Genomic DNA, 24774 nt, shown 5'->3' on the forward strand with positions numbered 1-24774 from the left:
CGGGGTCAGCGTGGGTGCGCCACGCAGGTGGTGGCCCACGGCCGGGCCTCCAGCCGCCCCTGCGGGATCGGCTCCCCGCACACCTCGCAGACCCCGTAGCGGCCCTCGTCGAGCCGGGCCAGCGCGTGCCGGACCGCGTCGAGCAGCCCCTGCAGGTTGTCGTGGGCGGTCACGGCGGTCAGCCGGTCGACCGCCATGGCGGTCCCGTCGCCCACGCGCTTGCCGAAGGAGATGCTGCCCTGCTCCTGCGTCGGGCGGCTCAGGGTGGCCATCTCCTCGACGATCTCGGCCTCCTTGGCCTCGAGCACGGTCCTGACCTGCGCGTCCATCGCCCCAGCATGGCACGCGGCCCCCGACCGGGTCGGCACGGCCGGGCAGGAGGCATCTGCTTGACTGGCGCCCATGCACATCATGACGGTCTGCCTGGGCAACATCTGCCGCTCGCCCGCTGCCGAGGCGGTCCTGGTGCGACGGCTGGCGGAGGCCGGGCTGGACCACGTGCGGGTCTCCTCCGCGGGCACCGCCGACTACCACGTGGGGGAACGGCCGCACCCGATGAGCCAGGCGGAGGGCGAACGGCGCGGCTACCGCTTCCCGACGCGGGCGGCCCAGCTGGAGCCGGCCGACCTGGAGGGCGCCGACCTCGTCGTGGTCATGGACGCCGCCAACGAGCAGGACGTGCTGGCCCTGGCCCGTCGGCCCGAGGACGCCCGCAAGGTCGTCCGGCTCGGGGCCTTCGCCCCGGACGCCGCGGAGGGCGTGCGCGACGTCCCGGACCCCTGGGGACTGCCCGAGGCCGCCTACGGGCGGATGTACGACCAGATCGAGGAGGCGGTCGAGGCCCTCGTCACGGCGATCGTCGACGGGACGCTCGGGCAGATCCTCGACCGGCGTCGGGCCGTGTCGTGACCGCCGGCGGGACGGCCGACCGGCTCGAGGCCAGGGCCGCCGAGCTGCGGGCCGAGGCCGTCATGACGATGGCCGCGCTCGCCGGACCGACGAGCGCCTGTTCGCTGGCCCGGGACGGGCGCTCCTTCCCCTCCTACAAGCTCCACGAGGGCAGGTACGCCGCGGCCAGCGGGCTGGTCCGCGCACTGCGGCGGGAGCTGGCCGGGGAGGGGCGGGACGCCGCGGCGCTCGCCGCCCTCGCCGAGGCCCGGACCCGGTGGACCGACGAGGTGGGGCGGCGCCAGGACCAGGGCAAGGACTGGCTCGCCTACGCCACCGGCGGGTCCGACCTGTGCGAGCAGCTCGCCGACGAGCTGGCCGGCGCGGACGGAGAGGCATGACCGCCGGCGCGTCCCCGACCGGCACCCCCGCCCGGGACCGCCTGCCCGACGGCACCGAGGTGTTCACCAAGACGCTGGCCGGGGCGCCCCCGCAGTTCTTCGAGCGCGAGGCGGCCGGCCTGCGGGCGCTGGCCGCCGCCGGGGCGAGGGTGCCGCAGGTGCTGGGCGTGCGGGCCGACCGGATCACCCTGTCGTGGGTCCCCCAGGGCCACGCGCGCACCGCGGCCACCGAGGAGGAGTTCGGCCGGGAGCTGGCGGCGCTGCACCGCACCACCGGGGAGCACTACGGCGCGGTCGACGGGGAGCCCACGGCATACCTGGGCGCCTGCCCGGTGGACCTCACCCCCACGGACACCTGGGCGGAGAGCTGGGTCGGGCGCCGGGTGGTGCCGCTCGCGCGCCGGGCGGCCGACGAGGGGCGCCTCGACCCGGACACGGCCGCCCTCGCCGAGCGGATCGACGCCGGGCGCCTGGGGCCGCCCGAGCCGCCGACCCTCGTGCACGGCGACCTGTGGGCGGGCAACCGGTTGACCGACCCGGACGGCCGGAGCTGGCTGATCGACCCCTGCGCCCACTACGGGCACCGGGAGACCGACCTGGCGATGATGCAGCTGTTCGGCGGCTTCAGCGGCCGGGTCTTCGCCTCCTACGTCGAGGAGCTGCCGCTCGCCGAGGGGTGGCGGGAGCGGGTCGCGGTCCACCAGCTCGTGCCGCTGCTCGTGCACGCGCTGCTGTTCGGCGGCGGCTACGGGGTCCAGGCCGGGGACGCGCTGCGGAGGGCCGCGGGATGACCGGCGGCGGAACCTCCCTGCGGGCACCCCGCACGGACGGCGAGGTGGCCGCCTACCTGCGCGCCCTGGACGTGCCCGGCCTGGCGGACGTGCACGTGCACTTCCACCCCGACCGGCTCATGCAGCGCATCTGGGCCTACTTCGACGAGGGGGAGCGGCACTACGGGGTCGCCTGGCCCGTCCGCTACCGCACCGGCACGGAGGACCGGCTGCGCACCCTGGCCGCCCTCGGGGTGCACCGGGTCCCGGCGCTGACCTACGCGCACCGTCCGGGGATGGCCGCCTCGTTGAACGCCTGGTGCGCCGACTTCGCCGACGCCCACCCCCAGGTCCTGCGGTGCGCGACCCTCTACCCGGAACCGGGTGCGGCGCAGCAGATGCGCGAGGCGGTGGCCGGCGGTCTGCAGCTGGTCAAGGTGCACGTCGTCGTCAGCGACCTGGATCCTGCCGACGAGGAGCTGGACGAGGCGTGGGAGGTGCTGGCCCGGGCGGCGGTGCCGGTGGTGATCCACGCCGGGCACGGACCCCGGGCCGGGCGCTTCAGCGGGCCGGAGGGGGTGGCCCACCTGCTGGCCGACCACCCCGACCTGACGCTCGTCGTCGCGCACATGGGGATGCCGGACTACGACGCCTTCGCCGACCTCGTCGAGGCCCACGAGCGCGTCCACCTGGACACGACGATGGTCGGCACGGACTTCATGGAGCGGCTCGCCCCGGTGCCACCGCGCTTCCTCGGCCGGCTGGCCGAGCTGCGGCCGCGGATCGTGCTGGGCTCGGACTTCCCCAACCTGCCCTATCCCTACGCCCACCAGGTCGAGGCCCTGCACCGCTGGGGCCTGGGGGAGGACTGGATGCGGGACGTGCTGTGGAACAACGGTGCCCGGCTCGTGCCGGACTACCTGCCCCCGGCCGGCGTGGGGGTGAACACGAGCGGGTAGCGCACCGCCCCGGTGTTGCCCGAGACCGGGAGCCACTCGCCCGGCCCGTCCGGCCGGGCGTCCGGCATCCGCGCGGCGAGGACCGGCAGCGCCACGGCCATGTCCAGGCGCGCCACCCAGTGCCCCAGGCAGTGGTGCACCCCACCGCCGAACCCCATGTGCATCGGGTGCTCCACCGTGATGTCGAACGACGGGTCCGGCTGCGCCCGCGGATCCGTGCCGGCGCTGTGCGAGAGGACCTGCACGATGTCGCCGGCCCGCACGACCAGCCCGTCGCCGAGGTCGACGTCCTCGAGCGCCTCCCGGGTGATCCAGGTGACCGTGGGGTTGACGCGCATCACCTCCTCGACCGCGTTGCGGCCCAGCTCCGGACGCTCGGCCAGCAGCCGCCACTGCTCCGGGTGGGCCAGCAGGGTCTGCACCGCCAGGCCGAGCTGGTTGCGGGTGGTCTCCATGCCGGCGAAGACGAGAAAGACGAGCGCCACCGACAGCTCCTCAGCCGACAGCCGGCCCTCCTGCTGGGCGCGGACGAGGTCGGAGACGAGGTCGTCCCGCGGGGCGGCGGCGCGGTCCCGGACGACCGCGTCGCAGTAGCCGTACAGCCCCTCCAGCGCCCGCTCGATCCGCGGCAGGTCCTCCCTGACCCGCACCCCGAAGCTCTTGCCGAGGTCGTCGGCCCAGCGCGCGACCTGCGCCCACTCATCCTCCGGCAGGCCGATGAGCCGGCACAGCACCCGGGAGGCGTAGGGCTCGGCGAACTCGCCGATCAGCTCGACCGACCCGCGCTCGCCGAACCCGTCGACCAGCTCGTGCGCCAGCTCGGTGAAGCCCGGCACCATCGGCGTGACAGCGCCCTGCTTGAAGGCCGGGTTGAGCAGCCGCCGCAGCCGCAGGTGGTCCTCACCCTCGAGCGAGAGCAGCACCTTCTGCCACCAGTCGCTGAACATCCCGGAGGTGATGCCGTTCTGCGCCGGCCACCGAGCGTTGCCCTGGCGGAAGCGGCGGTCCTTGAGCAGTGCGGTCACCTCGGCGTGGCGCAGCACGGCGTAGCCGTAGCTGGTCCGGGCCCAGAAGGCCTCCTCGCGCGCCGCGTGCACCTCCGGTGAGGTGACGTCGAAGGCGGGGTCGGCGAGGTCGAGGAAGCGGCTGCCGGTCTGCATGTCCAGATGCTAGGAGGGCAGGGATGCCGCGGGGCCGGTGGGTGCGTCCCACCGGCCCCGCGGCCACGTCGTACCCCCTCAGGAGCGGGCGGAGATCACCGTGCCGGAGTAGGTCTCCTCGATGAACTGCGCGACCTCCTCGGAGGCGAGCAGCTCGGCCAGGGTGGCGACCCGGGGGTCGGTCTCGTCGCCCGCGCGGACCACGAGCAGGTTGGCGTAGGGGTTGCCCTCCGGCGACTCCGCCGCGATGGCGTCCTCGGCCGGCGACAGGTCGGCCTCGATGGCGTAGTTGCCGTTGATGACGGCGGCGTCGACGTCGGACAGGCTGCGCGGCAGCTGGGCGGCCTCGATCTCGACGAACTCCAGGTCGCGGGCGTTCTCCTCCACGTCCAGGACGGTGGCGGAGGTCTCTCCGGTGTCGGCCAGGGTGATCAGCCCCTGGTCGGCGAGCAGCTGGAGGGCGCGCGCACCGTTGGTGGGGTCGTTGGGGATGGCGACCTGGGCGCCGTCGGCGATCTCCTCGACAGAGCCGACCGTCTCGGAGTAGAGGCCGAGCGGCTCGAGGTGCACGGGGGTGACGGCCTCGAAGTCGTAGCCCGCGGCGGCCTCCTGCTCGGCCAGGTAGGGCTCGTGCTGGAAGTAGTTCGCGTCCAGGGAGCCGTCGGCCAGGGCCACGTTGGGCTGGACGTAGTCGGTGAACTCGACCAGCTCGAGGTCGATCCCGGCTTCGGCCGCCAGCTCCTGGTCGACGAACTGCAGGATCTCCGCGTGCGGAACGGGCGAGACGCCGACCGTGAGCGGGCCGGTCCCGGTGCCGCCGGCGGCGGTCGTCCCGTCGTCGGCGTCGGCTCCGCAGGCGCTCAGCACGAGCGCGCCGGTGGCGAGGAGGGCGGTCAGGGACAGGGTGGTGCGCATGGATGGTGTCCTTCGGTGTGTCGGGTCGGGTGGTGCGGGTGGTCGGCAGGTCAGAAGGCCGCGACGACGGCCCCGTCGTAGGTCTCGTCGATGTGCCGGCGGACCTCCTCGGAGGTCAGCAGCTCCAGCAGCGTGACGATCCGCGGGTCCTCCTCGTCGCCGGCGCGGACGACGAGCTGGTTGGCGTAGGTGGTGTCGCCGGTGTCCTCGGCGACCAGGGCGTCGTCCTGGGGCGAGAGCTCGGCGTCGAGGGCGTAGTTGCCCGGCACGGCCGCGACGTCGACGTCACCCAGGCTGCGCGGCAGCTGGGCGGCCTCGACCTCCTCGAACTGCAGGTCCTTGGCGTTGTCGGTGACGTCGAGCAGGGTCGGCACCGGGGCGTCGGGGTCGGCCAGGGTGATGAGCCCCTCCTGCGCGAGCAGCTTCAGGCCGCGGGACCCGTTGACCGGGTCGTTGGGGATCGCGACGGTCGCCCCGTCGGGCAGGGCCGCCAGGTCGGTCACCGTCTCGGAGTAGAGGCCCATCGGCTGGAAGCTGATCGTCGCCAGCCCGGTGAAGTCGTAGCCGGCCTGCTCCTCCTGGTCGGCCAGGAAGACGCCGTGCTGGTAGTAGTTGGCGTCCACCGAGCCCTGGTCGAGCGCGACGTTGGGCTGGACGTAGTCGGTGAACTCCACGATCTCGAGGTCGATGCCGGCGTCGTCGGCCAGCTCCTCGTCGACGAACGCCAGGATGTCGGCGTGCGGGACGGGGGTGACGGCCACGCGCAGCGGGGCGGAGGTGTCCGCGCCCTCGGTGCTGGGACCGGTGCCCGCCGAGCCGCACGCGGACAGGGCGAGGGCGGCGGTCAGGGCGGTGGCCGGAAGGGTCAGGGCGGGACGGCGGAGGCGAGAGACGGGCATGGCGGGTCCTTGGAGGAGGAGGGGGCGGGGGAGACGGGTATGGGGTGCGCGCCGGCTCAGCGGTGCGCGAGGCGGCGGGCGAGACGGTCGCCGGCGGACTGGAGCATCTGGACCATGACGAGCAGGACCACCACGACCGCGACGGTGACGCCGGTGTCGAAGCGCTGGTAGCCGTGGCGGATGGCGAAGTCGCCCAGCCCCCCGCCGCCGATCGCGCCCGCCATGGCCGAGTAGGAGATGAGGGCCACGAGCGTCACCGTCGCGGCCGCGACCAGACCCGGTCGGGCCTCGGGCAGCAGGACCACGCGCACGATCTGCCCGGTGCTGGCGCCCATGGAGCGCGCGGCCTCGACCTTCCCGGGGGCCACCTCGCGCAGCGAGGCCTCCACGAGGCGGGCGAAGAAGGGCACGGCGGCGATGGTCAACGGCACGATCGTGGCGGTGGACCCGATGGTCGTGCCGGTCACCAACCGGGTGACCGGTGCCACGAGGACGAGCAGGACGATGAACGGCACCGAACGGCCGACGTTGACGAACGCCCCCAGGACCTGGTGGACCACCCGGCGGGGGGTCAGCCCGTCGGGGGCCGTGAGCAGCAGCAGGACGCCGAGGGGAATCCCCAGCAGGACGGCCAGCACCATCGAGACGCCCACCATGTAGGTGGTCTCCAGGGTGGCCTGCCACAGCGCCGGGGCGATGCGGTCCCAGTCGATCATGCGAGGGCTCCTTCGAGGGTGCGGTCGGTGGGGCGGTCCGCGAGGGCGCCGGTGGCGGCGTCGTCGACCGCGGGCTGGTGGGTGGCGAGGTGGTCGAGGGCGGCCCGGACCTGCCCGGGGGTGCCGTCGACCCGCAGCTGGAGTCGGCCGAAGCGCTGGTCGCCGAGGGTCTCGACGGAGCCCGCGAGCACGGCGACGTGCACGTCGTGCAGACGGATGAGGTCGGTGAGGACGGTGTCGTGCTCCGTGGTGCCGACGACCACCTCCACCACCTGCTCCCCGCCGGGGGCGGCGGGCGGGGGCAGCAGCCGGGTGGCCAGGGGGGAGCCCGGTCGCCGGACGACGTCCCCCAGGGCCCCGGAGTCGACGACCCGCCCGGACTCCAGCAGGGTGACGTGGTCGCAGGCGCGCTTGACGACGTCCATCTCGTGGGTGATGAGCAGCGTCGTCAGGTCCAGCTCCTCGGTCAGGGTGCGCAGCAGCGCCAGGACCGAGGCGGTGGAGACCGGGTCGAGGGCCGAGGTCGCCTCGTCGCAGAGGAGCACCTTCGGCCGGGGCGCGAGCGCACGGGCGATGCCCACCCGCTGCCGCTGACCGCCGGAGAGCTGGGCCGGGTGGGCGTCGAGCTTGTCGCCCAGACCCACCCGCTCCAGGAGCTCCGCGGCGCGCGTGCGGCGCTCGCGGCGGCCGACGCCGGCCAGCTCCAGCGGCAGCTCGACGTTGGCCAGGACGGTCCGGGAGTCGAGCAGGTTGAACTGCTGGAAGATCATGCCGATGCCACGCCTGGCCCGGTCGAGCTCGGCGGCGCCCAGGGTGGTGAGCTCGACGCCGTCGACGGTCACCGTGCCGGCGGACGGGCGTTCCAGCAGGTTGACGATGCGCGCCAGGGTCGACTTGCCCGAGCCGGACGGTCCGACCACCCCCATGACCTGGCCGCGCTCGACGCGCAGACCGACGTCGTCGAGCGCGGTCACGGCGGGGCTGCGGCGCCGGGCGGGGAAGGTCTTGGAGACGTGCTGCAGGGTGATCACGGTGGTTCCTCACGACGGACAGGTCGGTGGGGCCCCTCCCGGGCCGCGTCGGGGCGGGCGCAGGGCGCGGGCGGGGGGCAGGAAGGGGAGGGGGTGGTGAGGGGACGCTCGGGCGGTGGCGTCAGCGGGCGCGCCGCCACGACGCCGGGGGCTGCTGCCCGCCCGGCGCCCGGCACATTCGTCGGTCGATCCTCGAGGTCCTCATCGCGGGTCCCAGGTTACCCGTGCCCTGGCGGTGGGACCAACGTCGTCGACGAACGATCTTCCACCTGACGCGAGGGTGTGGCCGGTCGGGCGGAACGATCTTCGATCGTGAGCGGGGATGAGGGGGCTGGTCTTCGGCAAGGAGGCGGTGGGACGGCGGGCTTCGACGGCGGCGACGCCCCACTGAGACGTGCGCCACACCCGGTGGAGGGGCATGATGGCGGCCATGGGTCCGGCCCGGTCGCCACGCTACGAGGCGGCGGTGCGCTCCGCCCGGGAGTCGTACGCCGCCCTGCCCCCGGACGCCCCCGTCCGGCTGGCGAAGAAGACCTCCAACCTGTTCCGCCCACGCCCGGACGCCGGACCGTCGGGGCTGGACCTGTCCGCCCTCCAGGGCGTCTTCGCCCTGGACGTCGAGGCCGGCCTGGCGCGGGTGGGGGGCCTGACGACCTACGAGCAGCTCGTCGACGAGCTGCTGCCCCACGGGCTCATGCCGCTCGTCGTGCCGCAGCTGCGCACGATCACGATCGGCGGGGCGGTCATCGGGCTGGGCATCGAGGCCACCTCGTTCCGCTCCGGCCTCCCGCACGAGTCGGTCCTCGAGATGGACGTGCTCACCCCGACCGGCGAGGTGGTGACCGCCACCCCCGACGGGGAGCACGCCGACCTCTTCCGGACGCTGCCCAACTCCTACGGCTCCCTGGGCTACGTGCTCGGGCTGGTGATCCAGCTCGAACGCACCAGCAGGTACGTCGTGCTCGAGCACCTCCGGTTCGACTCCGTCGAGGCGGTCGTCGCCGCGATCGGGGAGGTCACGGCCGCGGGGGCCCACGGGCAGGCCCACGGCGGGGCCCGGGTCGACTTCATGGACGGCGTCGTCTTCGGACCGACCGAGGCCTACCTGACGCTGGCCCGGTGGTCGGACACCCTCGAGGGCGCGACCCGGCCCGGCGACCACACCGGTGCCGAGCCCTTCTACCGCTCGGTGCAGCACCGGCGCCGCGACGTGCTGACGGCCGCCGACTTCCTGTGGCGGTGGGACACCGACTGGTTCTGGTGCTCCCGGGCCTTCGGTGCGCAGCGCCCGCTCGTCCGCCGGGTCTGGCCCCGCCGGCTGCTGCGCAGCGACGTCTACTGGCGGATCATGGCCTTCGAGCAGCGGCACGGCTGGGTGTCGGCCTACCGTCGGGCGCGGGGGCGGCCCCGCCAGGAGCGCGTGATCCAGGACGTGGAGATCCCGCTGGATCGCACCGCGGACTTCCTCCGGTGGTTCCTGCGCGAGATCCCCATCGAGCCGCTGTGGCTCTGCCCGGTCCGGCTGCGGACGACCACCCCCGGGCCGGACGGGGGGCCGCCCTGGCCGCTCTACCCGATGCGGGTCGGGGAGGACTACGTCAACGTCGGCTTCTGGTCGGCGGTCGACGTCCCGCCCGGGGGGCGGCACGGTGACACCAACCGCGCCATCGAGGAGCAGGTGCACGCCCTCGGCGGCCACAAGGGGCTCTACTCGGAGTCCTTCTTCGACGAGGCGACATTCGAGGAGCGCTACGGCGGCGCGGCGTACCGGCCGGTCAAGCAGCGCTACGACCCCGAGGGGCGGCTGCCCACCCTCTACGACAAGGCGGTGCGATCGCGATGACGAGGCCCTCGACCGGCGAGAGGAAGGGTGCCGATCCGGGCAGCTCCCGGACCGTGGCCGCCACGATCCACGAGCTGCTGGGCGAGCCGCCGCAGGTCCGGGTCGTCGCGCCCGACGGCTCCAGCGCGGGCCCCGACGCCGGACGGGTGCTGCGGATCCGCACCACCCGGGGCCTGAGCTACATCGCCACGCACCCGGGCCAGCTCGGCTTCGTGCGGGCCTACCTCCAGGGCGACCTGGTCGTCGACGGGATGGACGAGGCCTACCCCTACGAGGAGCTGAAGCTGCTCGGCGGCCTCGACCTGAGGCGTCCTCCGCTGCGCGAGGTGCCCGACCTGCTCCGGATGGCCCGCGCCACCGGCCTGCGGGTGCCGGAGCTGCCCGACCTGGAGACCCCGTCCGAGCTGCGCAAGCTCGCCCACGGTCTGCGCCACGGGCGGCGGCGGGACGCCGAGGCGGTGCAGCACCACTACGACGTCTCCAACCGCTTCTACGAGATGCTCCTCGGACCGTCGATGACCTACACCTGTGCCGTCTACCCGCACGAGGAGGCCACGCTGGAGGAGGCGCAGGAGGAGAAGTACGACCTGGTCTGCCGCAAGCTGGGGCTGCGGCCGGGGATGCGGCTGCTCGACGTCGGCTGCGGCTGGGGCGGGATGGTGCGGCACGCCGTGCGCCACCACGGCGTGACCGCCCTCGGCGTGACGCTCTCCCGCGCCCAGGCCACCTGGGCCCAGCAACGGATCGCGGCCGAGGGGCTGACCGGGGCCGAGGTCCGCCACGCCGACTACCGGGACGTCACCGAGCGGGGCTTCGACGCGGTCTCCTCCATCGGCCTCACCGAGCACATCGGGGTGCGCAACTACGGGCGCTACTTCACCTTCCTGCGCGACCGGCTCCGTGACGAGGGGCGGCTGCTCAACCACTGCATCACCTGGCGCGACCCCGACCGTGCCCCCATGCGCCAGGGCGACTTCGTCTTCCGCTACGTCTTCCCCGACGGCGAGCTGGCGGCGTCCGGTCGCATCGTCACCGAGATGGAGCGGGTCGGTCTCGAGGTGCAGCACCACGAGAACCTCCGGGCGCACTACGCCCGCACCTGCGGGGCCTGGTGCGAGAACCTCCGGGCCCACTGGGACGAGTGCGTGGCCGAGGCGGGACTGGCGACCGCCAGGGTCTGGGGGCTCTACCTGGCCGGGTCGCGGCTGAGCTTCGAGCGCGGCGGCATCCAGCTGCACCAGGTGCTCGCGACCCGCACCGGTGCCGACGGCGGCACCGGGTACCCCCTGCGGCCGCGGTTCTGAACCGGCGGCGCGACGGCATACCCCGTCGCGTGCACCTCCCGCCGCGCCCGGCGGGATGCGACTAGGGTGGGCGCGATGCGTGAGTACCTCGTCGTCGCGGCCGTCGCCCTGGCCGGCGTGGCCCTCGTGGCCGCCGGCTCGGGCGTGCGCCGCCTGCTCGCGCCGGACGACGCGACCCCCGCCAAGCTCACGACCTACGAGTCCGGCGTCGACCCGATCGGCAGCGGGTGGGAGCAGGGCAGCGTGCGCTACCTCGTCTTCGCGCTCCTCTACGTCATCTTCGCCGTCGACGCGGTCTACCTCTTCCCGTGGGCCCTGGTCATCCGCAGCGAGCTGGGCGCCGCCAGCCTGGTCGAGATGGCGATCTTCATCGGGGTGCTCGTCGTCGCCCTCCTGCACGTCTGGCGCCGCGGCCTGCTGAGGTGGTGGTGACCATGGCGGCCCAGCCCCCCGTCGCCGGCGCACCGGGCACCTCCACCGCGCTGCCCACCCCCCGGGTCGGAGCACCCGCGGAACGCGCACCCCGCGCGGTCCAGGTGGTCCTCAACTGGGGACGCAAGTACTCCCTGTGGGTCTTCAACTTCGGCCTGGCCTGCTGCGCAATCGAGTTCATCAGCGCCTCGACCGCCCGGCACGACTTCATCCGGCTGGGGGTGATCCCGTTCGCGCCGGGGCCCCGCCAGGCCGACCTCATGGTCGTCTCCGGGACGGTCACCGACAAGATGGCGCCGGCGATCCGCCGGCTCTACGACCAGATGCCCGAGCCGAAGTACGTCATCTCCTTCGGGGCCTGCTCCAACTCGGGCGGTCCCTACTGGGACTCCTACTGCGTCACCAAGGGCGTGGACCAGCTCATCCCCGTCGACGTCTACGTGCCCGGGTGCCCGCCCCGGCCGGAGGCGCTGCTGGCCGGGATCGTCCAGCTGCAGGACCAGATCGCCGCCGAGGTCCCGGGGCGCGCGCGGGCCCACGCCCGCTACGGCGACCGGGACGTCTCCGCGGGCGAGGTCACCCGCGGGCTGGTGCCCCCGCCCGGGACGGACCCGGCGTGAGCGTCGAGCACCGGCGGGTTCCGCCGGAGGAGTGGGTCGCGACGGTGCGCGCCGCCCGCGACGAGGGGTATGCCTTCTTCGACTGGCTCTCGGCCGTCGACGAGACCGACGCCACCGACGAGCACGGCCCGGGCCTGGACGTCCTCTGCCACCTGATCGACGTGCGGCACGGCGAGGGCGGCCTGCGGCGGGTGCTGCTCACCACGAGGGTCCCCGACGGCCAGCGGCTCGGGTCGGTCACGCGGATCTTCCCCGGCGCCGGCTGGCACGAGCGGGAGACGCACGAGATGTTCGGGCTGGACCTCGAAGGGTTCGACGACGGGACGGGGGAGGGGCTGCGTCCGCTGCTGCTGCCCGAGGGGTTCGAGGGGACCCCGCTGCGCAAGAGCTTCGTGCTCGCGGCGCGCGCGTCCAAGGCGTGGCCGGGCGCCAAGGAACCGGGCGAGGGGTCGGGGGCGAGGCGCTCGCCGTCCCGCCGTCGGCTGCTGCCGCCGGGGGTGCCCGACCCGTCGTGGGGCCCACGGTGACGCTGCCGGACGACCCGCCGCTGCAGGGCACCACGGTCGTCACGGTCGCCGTCAACCTGCCGGGGCCGCTCGCCGCGGCGCGCCTAGCCGGTCTCGGGGCGCAGGTCACGACCGTGCTGCCGCCCGGTGGCGACCCGCTGGAGCACTACCAGCCGGACTGGTACGCCGACCTGCACCGCGGCCAGGAACTGGTCACGCTTGACCTCAAGCGGGAGGACGCCCGGGAGCGGCTGGACACCCTGCTGGCCGACGCCGACGTGCTGATCACCTCGTCCCGGCCGTCGGCGCTGCGACGGCTCGGTCTGGACTTCGGGACGCTGCACGAACGTCATCCCCGCCTGTGCCAGGTGGACGTGGTGGGCTCCCCGGGGCGGCGGGCCGAGCTGCCCGGCCACGACCTGACCTACCAGGCGGCGGTCGGCCTGGTGCGCCCCCCGCACCTGCCGGCCACGCTGGCCGCCGACCTCCACGGGGCCGAACGGGCGGTCGGGGAGGCACTGGCCGCCCTGCTGCGGCGCACGCGCACAGGGGTGGGGTCACGGCGGGAGGTCGCCCTCGAGGACGCGGCCGCGGCGATGGCCGAGCCGGCCGTCCGGGGTCTCACCGCCCCCGGGGGTCTGCTGGGCGGGGGCCTGCCGGGGTATGCGGTGTACCCGGCCGCGGAGGGGCACGTCGCCCTCGCCGCGCTCGAGCCGCACTTCCTGCGTCGGACCGCTGAGGCCCTGGGGGTGGAGACCACCCACGAGGCCTTCGCGGAGGTGTTCAGCCGACGGACGGCCCAGGAGTGGGCGACGTGGGCCGCCGAGCACGACGTGCCGCTGTCGGCGGTCAGCGCTCCTTGGGGATGATGATCCACAGGGCGAGGTAGACGAGCTCGCCGACGCCGACCAGCCCGAAGACGACGAAGCCCACCCGGACCAGGAACGTCGGCAGGCCGAAGCGTTCCGCCAGCGCGGCGCAGACGCCGGCGATGATCTTGCCCCGACGGGGACGGACCAGGGTGTTCGACATGACGGTGCCTTTCGTCGACGGGTCTTCAGTCTGCCACCGCGACGTCTCTGCCAGAGTGACGGTATGCGTCTGCCGGCGATGCCCCACCCCCATCTGATCGTCCTGCGCAGCGCGGTGACCGTGGTGCTCAGCTGTCTCATCGGCCAGGCCGGCTGGGCCGCCGCCTTCCTCGACGGGCAGGACCGGTACCTGCGCCACCACCAGGTCGGTGCCTGGGTCACCCTCGCCGCGGCGGTCCTGTCCGCGCTCGTCTACCTCCTCCTGCGACGGTCCGCCGGCCCCGTGAACACCACCCTGGCCGTGCTGCTCGCCCTGGCGGTCACCGTCCAGTTCGCCCTGGGGGAGACCGACCAGCGGGCGCTGCACATCTTCCTCGGCGTCCTCGTGGTCATGCTCGGCACGGCCCTGACCTCCTGGACCTACCGCCACGAGATGCCCTCCCGTCGCTAGCCGGCCTGCCGGGCCCGGCGCGGGGCCAGCGCGGCGTCGGTGGACTTGGTTAGGGTGGCGCCGATGCCGTCCGAGCTCCCCCTCCTCGTCGAGGTCGCCCTGAAGGCCGCGGTGGTCCTCGCGGTCTTCCTCACCATGCCCCTGGCCCTGGGCCAGCTGGAGCACAAGGTGATGGGTCACATGCAGGGACGTCTGGGCCCGATGGAGGCCGGCCCGCACGGGATCCTCCAGCTGGTCGCCGACGGCATCAAGTTCGTCCAGAAGGAGGACGTCACCCCGGCGGCGGCCGACCGTCCGGTGTTCCGGCTGGCCCCGGCCGTGGCGCTGATCCCCTATCTCGTGGCGCTCGCCGTCATCCCCTTCGGCGCGGCCTGGGTGGCCGCCGACGTGCCCGGCTCGCTCCTGCTCGTGCTGGCCGTGACCAGCGTGGGCGTCATCGGCACCCTCATGGCCGGCTGGGGAAGCGGCAACAAGTACTCCCTGCTCGGCGGCATGCGGGCCGGCGCCCAGCTGGTCTCCTACGAGCTGCCGCTGGTCATCGCCGCGGCCAGCGTGGCCATGGCCGCGGGCACGCTCTCGCTGACCGGCATCGTCCAGGAGTGGTCCTGGTGGTGGTTGCTGTGGCAGGCGCCGGCGGCCCTCGTCTTCCTCGCCGCCAGCGTCGCCGAGCTGCAGCGCACCCCCTTCGACGCCCCGATCGCCGACTCCGAGGTCGTCTTCGGTCCGCTGACCGAGTACACCGGTCTGCGCTTCGCCTTCTTCCTCCTCGCGGAGTACGCCGGCATGGTGGTCATGGCGCTGCTGTTCACCGTGCTCTTCCTCGGCGGCTGGCGCGGCCCCTGGGACGACATCGCCGTCGTCGGCGTGCTCTGGACGCTGCTGAAGGCCGCGGTCGTGGGGGTGGTCTTTCTCTGGCTCCGGGTGGCCTGGCCCCGCGTGCGCGAGGACCAGCTGCAGCGCTTCGCCTGGCTGGTGCTGCTGCCCGTGGCCCTCCTCCAGCTGGCCGTGACCGGCGTCGGGGTGGTGGTCCTGCAGTGAGAGGCAAGGGTCTGCTCAAGGGGCTGCGTACGACGGCCCGGGTCCTCGCGCGGGGTGCGCACACCCGGCAGTACCCGCACGAGCAGCCGGCCCTGCCCGAGCGCTCCCGCGGCGTCATCGCGCTCCTCGAGGAGAACTGCACCTCCTGCATGCTCTGCGCCCGCGAGTGCCCCGACTGGTGCATCTACATCGACTCCCACAAGGAGGAGCTGCCGCAGGAGGGCGACGCCCCGCGCGGACGGCCCCGCCTGGTCAACAAGCTGGACCGGTTCGAGATCGACTACTCGCTGTGCATGTACTGCGGGATCTGCGTGGAGGTGTGCCCCTTCGACGCCCTCTTCTGGGCCCCCGAGTTCGCCTACGCCGAGGGGGACATCCGCAACCTGCTCCACGACAAGGAACGGCTCGGCGGCTGGATGGAGCAGGTGCCGCCCGCCACCCTCCCCGAGGGGCACCGGCCCGGCACCGTGGACGAGGGGGGTGAGCGGTGAGCGGTCTGGACGTGCTCTTCCTCGCCGTCGGCCTGCTCACCGCGGGCTCGGCCCTGCTCGCGGTGACGGCCGGCCGCGTGCTGCACGCGGCGCTGTGGCTGGTCGTGGCCCTCCTGGGGCTCGCCGGCTGCTACCTGGTGCTGGGGGCCGAGCTCGTCGCGCTCGTGCAGCTGCTCGTCTACGTCGGTGCCGTCGTCGTGCTCATCCTCGTGGCGCTCATGCTCACCCGGGCCGGCGGGGTGCCCGTCGTCACCTCCGGGGGCCAGCGCGCGGGCGCCGCGGTGGTGGGTGCGGCCACGACCCTGCTGCTGGGCACGGCCCTGGTCGGCAGCGTCGGACGGGACCGGGTCGAGCTGACCGGCCCGGACAACGCCCGCGTGGCCGAGGGGATCTTCGGGGTCTACGTCTGGCCCTTCGAGCTGCTCTCGGCCCTGCTGCTGCTCGCGCTCGTGGCCGGGGTCGCGATCGCCCGGGGCGGGGGGAAGCGGTCGTGATCCATCCCGCGCTGCCCTCCGTGCTCGTCGCCGTGCTCGCCGGTCTCGGCGTCTACGGCATCCTCGCCCGCCGGCACGCCGTGCTCGTCCTCGTCGGTGTCGAGCTGCTTCTCGGCGCGGCGGGGCTCCTCCTCGTCACCGTGAGCTCCACCACCGTGGGGGAGGGCACGGCGGCGGCCACGTCCGGGCCCGTGCTGACGCTGTTCCTCATCACCATCGCCGCGGCCGAGGTGGTCGTGGCACTGGCCGTCTTCCTCGCCCTCTCCCGCGAACGCGGTCACGTCGACCTCGCGGCGCCCCTCGAGGACGGGAGCTCGACGCCGTGACCCGCCTGCCCGCCGCACCACCGGCCCCGACCGTGTCCTGGGACGACCTGCAGATCCCGCTGCCGCCGATGCCGCCGATGCCCGACCTGCCCTTCCTGCCCGGGGTGCCCGACTTCTGGGGCACGCCGATGCAGTGGCTGGTCGCCGTCCCGGCGCTCACCGCGCTGGCGGTGATCACCCTCAGCGGACGGTCCAACCGGCTGGCCGCCTGGCTCGGGGTGGGCGGCGGGCTGGTCACCTTCCTCGCGGCGCTGTGGCAGCTCGTGGTGCTCGTCCGTGTCGACGGCCGGCACGCGTCCGGGTCGGTCGGGGCGCTGCCGCTCGGCGAGCTGACCGTCCCCCTGGGACTCCAGGTGGACTGGCCCCTGGGCCTGGTCGCCGTCGCGGTGGCCCTCGTCGCCCTCGTCGTGCAGGTCTACGGACGGTGGTACCTCTGGTACGACCCGCGCTACACGGTCTTCGCCGCCACGGTGGCCGCCTTCACCGCCGCCATGCTGCTGACCGTCCTCGCAGACGACGTGCTGCTGCTCCTGATCGGCTGGGAGGTCATGGGCTGGTGCTCCTACCTGCTCATCGGTCACCACTCCACCCGCGCCGCCGCCCGCCGGGCCGCCCTCAAGGCGCTGCTCGTCACCCGCACCGCGGACGTGGGTGTCGTCCTGGGGCTCGTCGTCCTCGCGGCCGGTGCCCGGACGACGTCCCTGACCGGGATCGTCGAGCACTGGTCGGGCGTCGCCGGGGCGGCCGCCGAGCCCGGCTCCCCGGGGCCGGCCCTCACCGCAGCGATGGTCCTGCTCGTCGTCGGCGTGGCCGGCAAGTCGGCGCTGTTCCCCTTCCAGGACTGGCTCCCCGACGCGATGGAAGGCCCCACCCCCGCGTCCGCGCTGATCCACGCGGCGACCATGGTCGCCGCCGGCACGGTGGTGCTCGTCCACCTCTTCCCCCTCCTGGCGGCGACGGACCCGGCCCGGACGCTGCTCGCCGTGCTCGCCGCCGTGACCATGCTCGGCGCCGCCCTGCTGGCCTTCGCCCAGGGCGACCTGAAACGGCTCCTGGCGTGGTCCACGGTCAGCCAGGTGGCCCTGATGCTCGGGGCCCTCGCGGCGGCGACGCCGCAGACGGGCCCGGACGCGGCGACCCAGCACCTGCTCGCGCACGCCTGGTTCAAGGCGCTGCTCTTCCTCTCGGCCGGCTGGCTCGGCGTCCTCGTCGGTGGCACGGCCATGGCCGTGGTCGCCTCGGGCGGCCGGCGCTACCGCGTGCTGCGGCGACGGTTCGCCTGGGGCCTCCTCGCCCTCGCCGGGGTGCCTCCCTTCGTCGGGTTCGTCTCCAAGGAGCTGGTCCTGGGCACCGCCGAGACCGGTGCCGTCGGGGCCGGCGGCCCGGCCTCGGTCATGGTGCTCGCCGCCGTGGGTGCATCGGCACCCCTCACCGCCGCCTACTGCATGCGGGCCTGGCTGGTCCTGGACCGGCCGACCCTGGCCCAGCAGCACGCCGCGACCTACCACGCCGGACCGGTGGAACGGATCGACGACTTCTTCGACGAGCCCCAGGTCGTGCACGAGGCCGAGGGCGTCGAGCGCGCCGAGGCCGCGATCACCTCCTCCGCCCGGCTGGGGACGACCGTGCTGACGCTGATGACCCTGCTGGGCTCGGTCGTGGCCCTGCTGCCCGTGTGGCGTTCCGACGTGCATCTGAACGTGCAGCTGCTCCTGGCCACCCTCGTCCTCATGGCCGCCGCCGCCCTGGCCGTGTGGTTCGCCGCCCGCGGGGTCCGCACCCGGGACGCGGCCGCCCGGGTCCCGGCCCGGCTGAGCCTGGCGGCCGAACGGGGGCTGGGCGCCGACTACGCCTACCGGCTCGTGGTCGCCACACCCGTCCTGGCGCTGGCGCGGGCGGTCACGTGGTTCGACGGCGAGGTGCTGGACGCCTGGGTGCGTGGCGCCGGGGCGGGGGCCCGGCTCGTCGGCCGGGCCGGTGACCTGCTGACGCCGCGGCGCGTCACCCCGTCCCTGGCCGGGGTGCTCGGCGGCATGCTGCTCGTCGTGCTCGTGGCGGTGGTGACCTCATGACCGGCTCGCTGCGCTCGGCGCTCGACCAGGCCGTCGGCCTCGTCCCGGACCTGGGCACGTGGTGGCTGCTGCTGGCGCTCGGGCCGCTGCTGGTCGGGGCGGTCGTCCTGCTCACCGCGGACCGGTGGCCGAGCGTGCCGGGCCACCGGGCGGTGCACACCCTCTCCCTCGCCGCGGCGGCGCTGTCGGCCGTCGGATCGGCCGGTACCGCGCTGCACCGGCCCGAGCTCGAGGTGTCCTGGATCCCCAGCCTGGGTGTCTGGCTGCGGCTGTCCGCGGACGGGATCAGCATCCCCCTGGTCCTGCTCACCGCCGTCGTCGGCGTGGTCGCGGTGCTGCAGCACCTGCACGTCCCCCCGCCGCACCGTCAGGTCGACGTCGACGAGGAGACGCTGGACACCACGGCCCCCATCCCGCTCCTGCGGGGGACCGACGTGCCCGGCCTGGCGACGTACCACGCCTCCCTGCTGCTCGTGGTCCTCGGTGCGCTCGTGGCCTTCCTCGCCGGCGACGCGCTGCTGTTCTTCGTCGGGTTCGAGCTGGTGCTCGTGCCGATGTGGGTGCTCGTCGCCCGCTGGGGCGACCCGGGCAGCGACCGGGAGGGGGCGGCGCTGCGCTTCCTGCTCGTCACCGTGCTCGGGTCCACGCTCGTGCTCGTCGGCCTGCTCGGGGTGGCCGCCGCGACCGGCACCACCGACCTGTCCGTCTGGGCCGACCTGCGGGGACAGGGCATCGCCCCGCGAACCCAGGTCCTGCTGGCCGCACTGCTGCTCACGGGCCTGGCGCTGAAGGTGCCGCTGTGGCCGCTGCACACCTGGCTGCCGTGGGTGCACGCCACCGCGCCCACCGCCGGGTCGGTGCTGCTGGCCGCGGTCCTGCTCAAGCTGGGCACGTACGGCATGGTCCGGCTCGTCGTGCCGGTCGTCCCCGAGGGCTTCGCCGCCCTCGCGCCCCTCCTCGGCGGGCTGGCGGTCACCGGCATCCTCTGGGCGGGCCTGGCCTGCCTCGTCGAGCGCGACCTCAAACGGCTGATCGCCTGGGCCTCGGTCGCCCACCTCGGCTTCGTGGTCCTCGCCCTGGCCACCGGCACGGAGACCGGCCTGCAGGCAGCACTCTTCGGCAACGTGGCCCACGGCCTGATCTCCGCGCTGCTGTTCGTCGTCGTCGGCGGGCTCAAGCACCGGTGGGGCTCGGCCGACCTCACCGTGGCCCGGGCGGCGCTGCGCGAGGTCAGCCCGCGCCTGGGCGCCGCCCTCGTCCTGGGGATGGCGGCGGCGATGGGGCTGCCGGGGCTGGCCGGCTTCTGGGGGGAGATCGGCGCGGTCTACGCCGCCTGGGACCCCGCCGAGGGACGTCCGCAGACCTGGTTCCGGGGGTATGCCGTGGCCGCCGCCGTCGGTGCCGTGCTGGCCGTGGCCTACGGGGCCCGCGTGCTCAAGGAGACGTGGGCCGGTGAACGGGTCGAGCCGCGCATCCCCGACGCCGTCCTCACCGAACGGCTGTCCGTGCGCCTCCTGGGGGTCCTCGTCCTCCTGCTCGGCGTGCTGCCCCACGTGCTCCTGGCGGTCACCGCCCCGGCCGTCGAGGCGGTGATGGCCCGATGACCCTCGAGCTCGACCTCGTCGCCACCCTCCCGGTGCTCGCCCCCCTCGTCGCCGCGGTCCTCGTCCTGCTCCTGGACGCAGCCGTCCCCGGCCGGCGCGAGCCGCACCTGCTGGTCGCCGGCGGCGGCCTCCTCGCCGGGGCACTGGGCACCTGGCCCGGTCTCGGGCTGGTCGCCGGCGACGCCCGCACGTCCTTCTGCCTGCCGTCGGGGGAGTGCCTCTACACCGCCGACCGACTGACCTCGGTGCTGCAGCTGACCGCGCTGCTGGGCGGGCTCGTCGTCCTCGTGCTCGCCTGGGACGACTGGCGCCAGCCCTCCGGCGTGGGCCGGACGCCCGTCGTGGCAGCACTGGTCCTGGGGGCGACCGCCGGTGCCGTCGCCGTCCCCGCGGCGGGAGACCTCGGCACCCTGCTGGTCGCCCTCGAGCTGGCGACGCTGCCGACGGTGGCCCTGGTCGTCCTGGCCGACCCCCGATGGACCTCCGGCGGCCGCGCCGGGGCGGTCGACGGGGCGGTGTCGCTGCTGACCACCTCGCTCGTCTCGTTCGGGCTCATGGCCCTCGGCGCGGCCTTCTGGGTCGCCGCCACGGGGACCGCCCTGCTGGCCGTCCCGACCACCGACGACACCGGGCTGCTCGCCGTCGCGGCGGTGCTGCTGCTGGCCGGCCTGGCGTTCAAGGTGTCCGCCGTCCCCTTCCACGCCTGGACCCCCGTCACCTACGCGCGGGCGCCCCTGCCCGTGACGGCATACCTCGCGACCGTCTCCAAGGTCGCCGCCCTCGGCGGACTGGTCGTCCTCGTCCGCGCGCTGGGGACGGTGGACGGCACGACGCTGCTGGCGGTGGCCCTGCTCGCCGCCCTGTCGATGACCGTGGGCAACCTCGTGGCGCTGGGCCAGGTCGACACCGTGCGGCTGCTCGCCTGGTCCACGGTGGCGCAGGCGGGCTGGGTGCTCCTGCCGCTGGCGGCCCTGTCCTCCCGCGCGGTGCACGCCGCGGGGTCCTACCTGGTCGTCTACGTCGTCGGCACGCTGCTCGCGCTCGTCGTCGTGGTGGCGGTGGCCCGGCCGGCGACCGGTGGTCCGGTGACCACCGGTCCGGGGACGGCGTTGACCGCCCACCGCGGCCTCGTGCGGACCCGGCCGTTGCTGGGGCTGCCGCTGGCCCTTGCTCTGCTGACCCTGGCCGGCCTGCCGCCGGCCGTGCTCGGGCTGGTCGCCAAGATCGTCGCCCTGCGCCCGGTCGCGGCGGACGGCACCTGGTGGCTGGCGGTGGTGGCCGCCCTCAACGTGGCCCTGGGCATCGCCGTCTACGTCCGCTGGGTCGCGGTGCTGCTGCAGACGCCCGACCCGGCCCCGGCCCTGCAGGCCACCTCGCCCGGCGACCGGGCCGACGGGGACGGTGACGACGCCCAGGAGGGCGCGGCCCGCCCGAGGGTCCCGGTGCGTGAAGGCGTCCTGGTCTCCGTCCTGACCGCGGTCGTCGTCGTGGGCAGCGTCACCCCCTTCGGCGTGCTCTGAGCCCGTCGCCAGGACGGGCCACCCCGGCGGAACACGGGGGGCCGGCACGGACGTTGGACCCGACATGCACAACCACTTCAACGGCGCCAAGACCGCGCTGCTCTTCGGCGCCATCATGGCGCTCTTCCTCGGGCTGGGCGCGGTCGTGGGCGGAGGACGCTACATCTGGCTCTTCGCCCTGATCGGCCTGGGCACGACCTTCTACAGCTACTGGAACTCCGACAAGCTGGCCATCAGGGCGATGCGTGCGCAGCCGGTCACCCCCGAGCAGCAGCCGCAGATGTACCGGATCGTCGAGGAGCTCTCCGCCCAGGCCGGCAAGCCCATGCCCCGGCTCTACGTCAGCCCGACCGCCGCGCCCAACGCCTTCGCGACCGGCCGCAACCCGGAGAACGCCGCGGTGTGCTGCACCGAGGGGATCCTGCACCTGCTCGACGAGCGCGAGCTGCGCGGCGTCCTCGGGCACGAGCTCATGCACGTCTACAACCGGGACATCCTCACCAGCTCGGTCGCCGCCGGGATCGCCGGCGTGATCACCTCCGTGGCCCAGATGATGCTGTTCTTCGGCGGGGCCGGCCGGGGCAACGGCGGCAACCCGCTGGCCATGCTGGCGATGGCGCTGCTCGCCCCGTTCGCGGCCACGGTCATCCAGCTGGCGATCTCCCGGACCCGGGAGTACGACGCCGACGAGGACGGCGCCGCCCTCACCGGCGACCCCTTGGCCCTGGCCTCCGCGCTGCGCAAGCTCGAAACCGGCACCGCGCGGGCGCCCCTGCCGCCCGAGCCCCGGCTCCAGAACGCGGCGCACATGATGATCGCCAACCCGTTCCGCGCCAAGGACATCGGAAAGATGTTCGCCACCCACCCGCCGATGGACCAGCGGATCGCCCGGCTGGAGGGGATGGCGCAGGCGCGGCAGCCCGGCATCGAACGCCGCTGACCCGCCGGCGCCGACACCGGGAGCCTCACTCCCAGCTCTGCCAGTCGATCGCCTCGTCGGCCACCGCCATCACGGTGTAGTGCATCCCGTCGCCGGTGAGCAGCTTCCACACCGGGACCTCGAGCGAACCGCCGGTCTGGGTCCACATGGTGCCGCGGACGAGTTCGGCCGCGGTGACGGTCTTGTCCTTGAGCAGCATGGGGATCTTCATCCCGGGCTCCGGCGGGGTGGGGCCGGGCAGCTCGTGCTCGGGGTAGGGCATCGACGTCGAGGCCCCGTCGTCGGTGGCCCCGGAGAGGTCCTCCAGGATCGAGACGCCGTAGTCGACGGAGAACTCCCGGCGACCGTGCCGCTGCACGGCCTCCACCGGCGAGATCACCGGGTAGGTCCCCAGGGAGGTGGGCTCCCCGGTCACTCCCCAGGCGCTGACGACCCCCTCGGGCCCGACCGTGACCGTGACGCTGAGCTCCTGGAAGCTGGAGGCGGCGGGCCGGCCCTCGACCGCCACCGTGCCGGAGGTGGGGTCGTCCCAGCCCGGGGCCACCAGGTCCCAGTCCTCGCCGACCACCCCCGTGCCGGTGAGGAAGTCGCGCGCGGCCGCGACCGCCTGGTCCGGCGTCGGTGTCTCGCCGGCGACCTCGCGGCAGTTGGCCGGGTCGGGCATCGGCACGTCCGGTCCCATGGCGTCCGTCCACTCCTGGGCCATCTGCGCCCGGCCCTCCTCGTCGCTGGGGACCATCTCCCGGCACCAGGGTGAGCGGTAGCTGTCCTCGTAGGAGTAGTTCAGCGCCCCGCCGTCGGCGGCGTGGACGCTGAGCATGCGTCCCGTCGCCGGGTCGTAGAGACCCTGTCCGGCCCCCCAGAGGTCGTCGGCCTCCACGACGCCGGCCCCGTCCAGCCCCAGGGACCGGGCCCAGTCGGCCAGGAACTCCTCCGCGTCGAGATCCGACACCAGCGTGCGCACCTCCGCGGTCGTGCGCTCCTCCGGCAGGTCCTCGCCCGCAACCAGCCGGACCGGTCCCGGGTCGTAGTTCGCCCCCTCCACGGTCCCCCCGCTCGTCGGCACCCCGTCCTCCGACGCCGGCAGCGAGCCCTCCATGTCCTGGACCGGCTGCGCGCCCGGGGACAGGCCCGGCAGGGCGTCGTCGACGGCGGGGCCGGCGTCCGCCTCGCGCGCCGCGACGACCCCGGGGTCCTCGCCGCCGCGGGCGCCCAGGACGTAGCCCCCCGAGCCCATGCCCAGGGCCAGCGCGACCGTCGCCGCCACCCAGGGGAGGGTCGCTCCCCGGCTCCCCCGCCACACCTCGTCGGGGACGGCGGTGGCCCGGTCCGCGCCCAGGCTGTCCGGCGCCTTGCCAGCGATGCGCGCCCGCAGCGTCCGCAGGTCGGGATGGGACCCGGTGGCCGGGTCGCTGGCCCGCAGACGGGCCAGGGCCTCGTCGTCGTGGTCGACCATGGTGCAGCTCCTCCTGGGTCGTTCAGTGGTCCTCGGACCAGGCCTGGCGCAGCCGGGCCCGGGCGCGGGAGAGGGCGGCCGCGGCGCCGCCGCGGGTCAGGCCGAGGGCCTTGGCGAGGCCCTCTCCGTCCATGCCCTCCCAGGCGTGCAGCATGAGTACGGACCGGTCGCGGCTGCTGAGCCGGGCCATCGCCGCGCGCACCTCCTGGTCGGCCATGACGAGCTCGGCGGGGTTGGCCGTGCGCGTGGTGTGCCGTTCCTGCTCGTTGCCGTACTCCGAGATCAGCGTCAGCGTCGGTCGTCGCCGGTGGTTGGCCAGGACGTAGGAGGCGGTGCGGTAGAGCCACGGCAGCTCGAAGCCGGCCGGGATGCGGTCCCGGCGCCGCCAGGCCGTGGCGAACACCTCGGCGGCGAGGTCCTCCGCGTCGTCGCGGGCGGCCCGTCGCACGAAGTAGCGGTGCACGGCGGTCGCGTGGTCGGCGAAGAAGGCGTCGAACCATGCGGCGTCCCGGGTGTCCACGGCGAGGACGGCCGGTCCGTCGTCGTCGGCGAGGCTGCCGGCCATCGCTCCTCCTGGCGCACGAGTGGCGCCGGCCCCCGGTCGGGGGCCGACACCCGCACTATGTCCCCGGCGGGCCCGGTGTTGCACGAAGCGCGCCGCGGGACCGTCGCCGGGCGAGGGGGGAGGCGAGGTCCGACCGGCCCGGAACGGCGAAGGGCCCCACCGTGGTGGGGCCCTCTCGCAGGGGTGGCAGGTGCAGGATTCGAACCTGCGTAGGCATACGCCGACGGATTTACAGTCCGCTTCCATTGGCCGCTCGGACAACCTGCCAGTGCGCTGCGCGCGGATGAAAGGATAACAGGACGGGACCACGCGTCCGAACCGAGCGCAGCAGGAGGTATGCCG

General features: G+C 74.4%; 28 protein-coding genes and 1 tRNA gene. 19 read left to right on the top strand and 10 right to left on the bottom strand.

All coding sequences use genetic code 11. The annotated features are described in order from the left end of the window. Window positions 1-5: 5 nt before the first annotated feature. Window positions 6-329 (bottom strand): TraR/DksA family transcriptional regulator, encoded by a 324-nt coding sequence (locus tag FJR00_RS12375; RefSeq protein WP_141339014.1) that lies wholly within the window; start codon window positions 327-329, stop codon window positions 6-8. A gap of 73 nt (window positions 330-402) precedes the next feature. On the opposite strand from FJR00_RS12375, the gene FJR00_RS12380 reads away from it, so the two are divergent. Genes FJR00_RS12380 through FJR00_RS12395 form a run of 4 tightly spaced genes read left to right on the top strand, consistent with a single transcriptional unit; the run spans window position 403 to window position 3018 of the window. Then, window positions 403-909: a low molecular weight protein-tyrosine-phosphatase gene (locus tag FJR00_RS12380; protein ID WP_141339015.1), complete on the top strand. Its 507-nt coding sequence runs from the start codon at window positions 403-405 to the stop codon at window positions 907-909. Further along, window positions 906-1289, top strand: coding sequence for a hypothetical protein (locus tag FJR00_RS12385; RefSeq protein ID WP_141339016.1), 384 nt, complete (start codon window positions 906-908; stop codon window positions 1287-1289). The genes FJR00_RS12380 and FJR00_RS12385 overlap by 4 nt, the downstream gene beginning before the upstream one ends. Continuing rightward, window positions 1286-2080: a fructosamine kinase family protein gene (locus FJR00_RS12390; RefSeq protein WP_141339017.1), complete on the top strand. Its 795-nt coding sequence runs from the start codon at window positions 1286-1288 to the stop codon at window positions 2078-2080. Before FJR00_RS12385 ends, FJR00_RS12390 begins: the two co-directional genes overlap by 4 nt. Further along, window positions 2077-3018, top strand: coding sequence for an amidohydrolase family protein (locus FJR00_RS12395; protein ID WP_141339018.1), 942 nt, complete (start codon window positions 2077-2079; stop codon window positions 3016-3018). The genes FJR00_RS12390 and FJR00_RS12395 overlap by 4 nt, the downstream gene beginning before the upstream one ends. On the opposite strand, the gene FJR00_RS12400 is transcribed toward FJR00_RS12395, so the two are convergent. The 5 genes from FJR00_RS12400 to FJR00_RS12420 all read right to left on the bottom strand — a co-directional run bounded on the left by FJR00_RS12400 (window position 2976) and on the right by FJR00_RS12420 (window position 7739). Next, the gene (locus FJR00_RS12400; RefSeq protein ID WP_141339019.1) at window positions 2976-4178 is read right to left on the bottom strand and encodes a cytochrome P450; all 1203 of its coding nucleotides are present in this window, start codon (window positions 4176-4178) and stop codon (window positions 2976-2978) included. The genes FJR00_RS12395 and FJR00_RS12400 overlap by 43 nt on opposite strands. 78 nt (window positions 4179-4256) lie before the next feature. After that, window positions 4257-5093 carry a MetQ/NlpA family ABC transporter substrate-binding protein gene (locus FJR00_RS12405; RefSeq protein ID WP_141339020.1) on the bottom strand — a complete coding sequence of 279 codons (837 nt, stop codon included), beginning with the start codon at window positions 5091-5093 and terminating at the stop codon, window positions 4257-4259. 50 nt (window positions 5094-5143) lie between these two features. Then, on the bottom strand, window positions 5144-5992 hold the full coding sequence (locus tag FJR00_RS12410; RefSeq protein WP_141339021.1) for a MetQ/NlpA family ABC transporter substrate-binding protein: 849 nt from the start codon (window positions 5990-5992) through the stop codon (window positions 5144-5146). Between the two features lie 56 nt (window positions 5993-6048). Continuing rightward, window positions 6049-6708 (bottom strand): methionine ABC transporter permease, encoded by a 660-nt coding sequence (locus tag FJR00_RS12415; RefSeq protein ID WP_141339022.1) that lies wholly within the window; start codon window positions 6706-6708, stop codon window positions 6049-6051. Continuing rightward, window positions 6705-7739 (bottom strand): methionine ABC transporter ATP-binding protein, encoded by a 1035-nt coding sequence (locus FJR00_RS12420; RefSeq protein WP_141339023.1) that lies wholly within the window; start codon window positions 7737-7739, stop codon window positions 6705-6707. The genes FJR00_RS12415 and FJR00_RS12420 overlap by 4 nt, the downstream gene beginning before the upstream one ends. 430 nt (window positions 7740-8169) lie before the next feature. Here FJR00_RS12420 and FJR00_RS12425 point away from each other — a divergent pair, with 430 nt between their 5' ends. From FJR00_RS12425 to FJR00_RS12450, 6 genes are all read left to right on the top strand, one after another. Beyond that, window positions 8170-9582 carry an FAD-binding oxidoreductase gene (locus tag FJR00_RS12425; protein WP_141339024.1) on the top strand — a complete coding sequence of 471 codons (1413 nt, stop codon included), beginning with the start codon at window positions 8170-8172 and terminating at the stop codon, window positions 9580-9582. Further along, a complete protein-coding gene (locus tag FJR00_RS12430) occupies window positions 9579-10886 on the top strand; it encodes a class I SAM-dependent methyltransferase (protein ID WP_141339025.1) in 1308 nt (435 codons plus the stop codon). The genes FJR00_RS12425 and FJR00_RS12430 overlap by 4 nt, the downstream gene beginning before the upstream one ends. Window positions 10887-10961: 75 nt before the next feature. Next, window positions 10962-11318 (top strand): NADH-quinone oxidoreductase subunit A, encoded by a 357-nt coding sequence (locus FJR00_RS12435; protein ID WP_141339026.1) that lies wholly within the window; start codon window positions 10962-10964, stop codon window positions 11316-11318. Between the two features lie 2 nt (window positions 11319-11320). Then, window positions 11321-11938 (top strand): NADH-quinone oxidoreductase subunit B, encoded by a 618-nt coding sequence (locus FJR00_RS12440; RefSeq protein WP_141339027.1) that lies wholly within the window; start codon window positions 11321-11323, stop codon window positions 11936-11938. After that, on the top strand, window positions 11935-12465 hold the full coding sequence (locus FJR00_RS12445; protein WP_141339028.1) for an NADH-quinone oxidoreductase subunit C: 531 nt from the start codon (window positions 11935-11937) through the stop codon (window positions 12463-12465). The genes FJR00_RS12440 and FJR00_RS12445 overlap by 4 nt, the downstream gene beginning before the upstream one ends. After that, the gene (locus FJR00_RS12450) at window positions 12462-13313 is read left to right on the top strand and encodes a CoA transferase (protein ID WP_181409621.1); all 852 of its coding nucleotides are present in this window, start codon (window positions 12462-12464) and stop codon (window positions 13311-13313) included. The genes FJR00_RS12445 and FJR00_RS12450 overlap by 4 nt, the downstream gene beginning before the upstream one ends. Here FJR00_RS12450 and FJR00_RS12455 read toward each other — a convergent pair. Further along, complete coding sequence (locus tag FJR00_RS12455; protein ID WP_141339029.1) at window positions 13294-13476, bottom strand: PspC domain-containing protein; 183 nt, start codon at window positions 13474-13476, stop codon at window positions 13294-13296. The two genes, FJR00_RS12450 and FJR00_RS12455, sit on opposite strands and share 20 nt — an antisense overlap. Window positions 13477-13539: 63 nt before the next feature. On the opposite strand from FJR00_RS12455, the gene FJR00_RS12460 reads away from it, so the two are divergent. The 9 genes from FJR00_RS12460 (at window position 13540) to htpX (ending at window position 22411) form a co-directional block, all read left to right on the top strand. Further along, a complete protein-coding gene (locus FJR00_RS12460) occupies window positions 13540-13926 on the top strand; it encodes a hypothetical protein (protein WP_075956930.1) in 387 nt (128 codons plus the stop codon). Between the two features lie 63 nt (window positions 13927-13989). Further along, window positions 13990-14964 (top strand): NADH-quinone oxidoreductase subunit NuoH, encoded by a 975-nt coding sequence (nuoH, locus tag FJR00_RS12465; protein ID WP_141339030.1) that lies wholly within the window; start codon window positions 13990-13992, stop codon window positions 14962-14964. Beyond that, window positions 14961-15455: a 4Fe-4S binding protein gene (locus FJR00_RS12470; protein ID WP_075956929.1), complete on the top strand. Its 495-nt coding sequence runs from the start codon at window positions 14961-14963 to the stop codon at window positions 15453-15455. The genes nuoH and FJR00_RS12470 overlap by 4 nt, the downstream gene beginning before the upstream one ends. Then, window positions 15452-15949: an NADH-quinone oxidoreductase subunit J family protein gene (locus FJR00_RS12475; protein WP_075956928.1), complete on the top strand. Its 498-nt coding sequence runs from the start codon at window positions 15452-15454 to the stop codon at window positions 15947-15949. The genes FJR00_RS12470 and FJR00_RS12475 overlap by 4 nt, the downstream gene beginning before the upstream one ends. After that, the gene (gene nuoK / locus FJR00_RS12480) at window positions 15946-16275 is read left to right on the top strand and encodes an NADH-quinone oxidoreductase subunit NuoK (RefSeq protein ID WP_141339031.1); all 330 of its coding nucleotides are present in this window, start codon (window positions 15946-15948) and stop codon (window positions 16273-16275) included. Before FJR00_RS12475 ends, nuoK begins: the two co-directional genes overlap by 4 nt. After that, window positions 16272-18347 (top strand): proton-conducting transporter transmembrane domain-containing protein, encoded by a 2076-nt coding sequence (locus FJR00_RS12485; RefSeq protein ID WP_238330477.1) that lies wholly within the window; start codon window positions 16272-16274, stop codon window positions 18345-18347. The genes nuoK and FJR00_RS12485 overlap by 4 nt, the downstream gene beginning before the upstream one ends. Next, window positions 18344-19951, top strand: a complete 1608-nt coding sequence (locus FJR00_RS12490; RefSeq protein ID WP_238330478.1) for a complex I subunit 4 family protein — start codon at window positions 18344-18346, stop codon at window positions 19949-19951. Before FJR00_RS12485 ends, FJR00_RS12490 begins: the two co-directional genes overlap by 4 nt. Continuing rightward, entirely contained in the window at window positions 19948-21471 is a 1524-nt protein-coding gene (locus FJR00_RS12495; protein WP_141339032.1) for a proton-conducting transporter transmembrane domain-containing protein, read from the top strand. Before FJR00_RS12490 ends, FJR00_RS12495 begins: the two co-directional genes overlap by 4 nt. A gap of 64 nt (window positions 21472-21535) precedes the next feature. Beyond that, window positions 21536-22411 carry a zinc metalloprotease HtpX gene (gene htpX / locus FJR00_RS12500; RefSeq protein WP_141339033.1) on the top strand — a complete coding sequence of 292 codons (876 nt, stop codon included), beginning with the start codon at window positions 21536-21538 and terminating at the stop codon, window positions 22409-22411. A gap of 25 nt (window positions 22412-22436) precedes the next feature. On the opposite strand, the gene FJR00_RS12505 is transcribed toward htpX, so the two are convergent. The 3 genes from FJR00_RS12505 to FJR00_RS12515 form a co-directional block, all read right to left on the bottom strand. Beyond that, window positions 22437-23867 carry a hypothetical protein gene (locus tag FJR00_RS12505; protein WP_141339034.1) on the bottom strand — a complete coding sequence of 477 codons (1431 nt, stop codon included), beginning with the start codon at window positions 23865-23867 and terminating at the stop codon, window positions 22437-22439. 22 nt (window positions 23868-23889) lie between these two features. Continuing rightward, a complete protein-coding gene (locus FJR00_RS12510; RefSeq protein WP_141339035.1) occupies window positions 23890-24432 on the bottom strand; it encodes an RNA polymerase sigma factor in 543 nt (180 codons plus the stop codon). A 184-nt stretch (window positions 24433-24616) separates the two neighbouring features. Continuing rightward, window positions 24617-24699: transfer RNA gene (locus tag FJR00_RS12515), tRNA-Tyr, on the bottom strand. Window positions 24700-24774 lie beyond the last annotated feature (75 nt).

Source organism: Ornithinimicrobium kibberense (genome assembly GCF_006519705.1).
Lineage (GTDB): Bacteria > Actinomycetota > Actinomycetes > Actinomycetales > Dermatophilaceae > Ornithinicoccus > Ornithinicoccus kibberensis.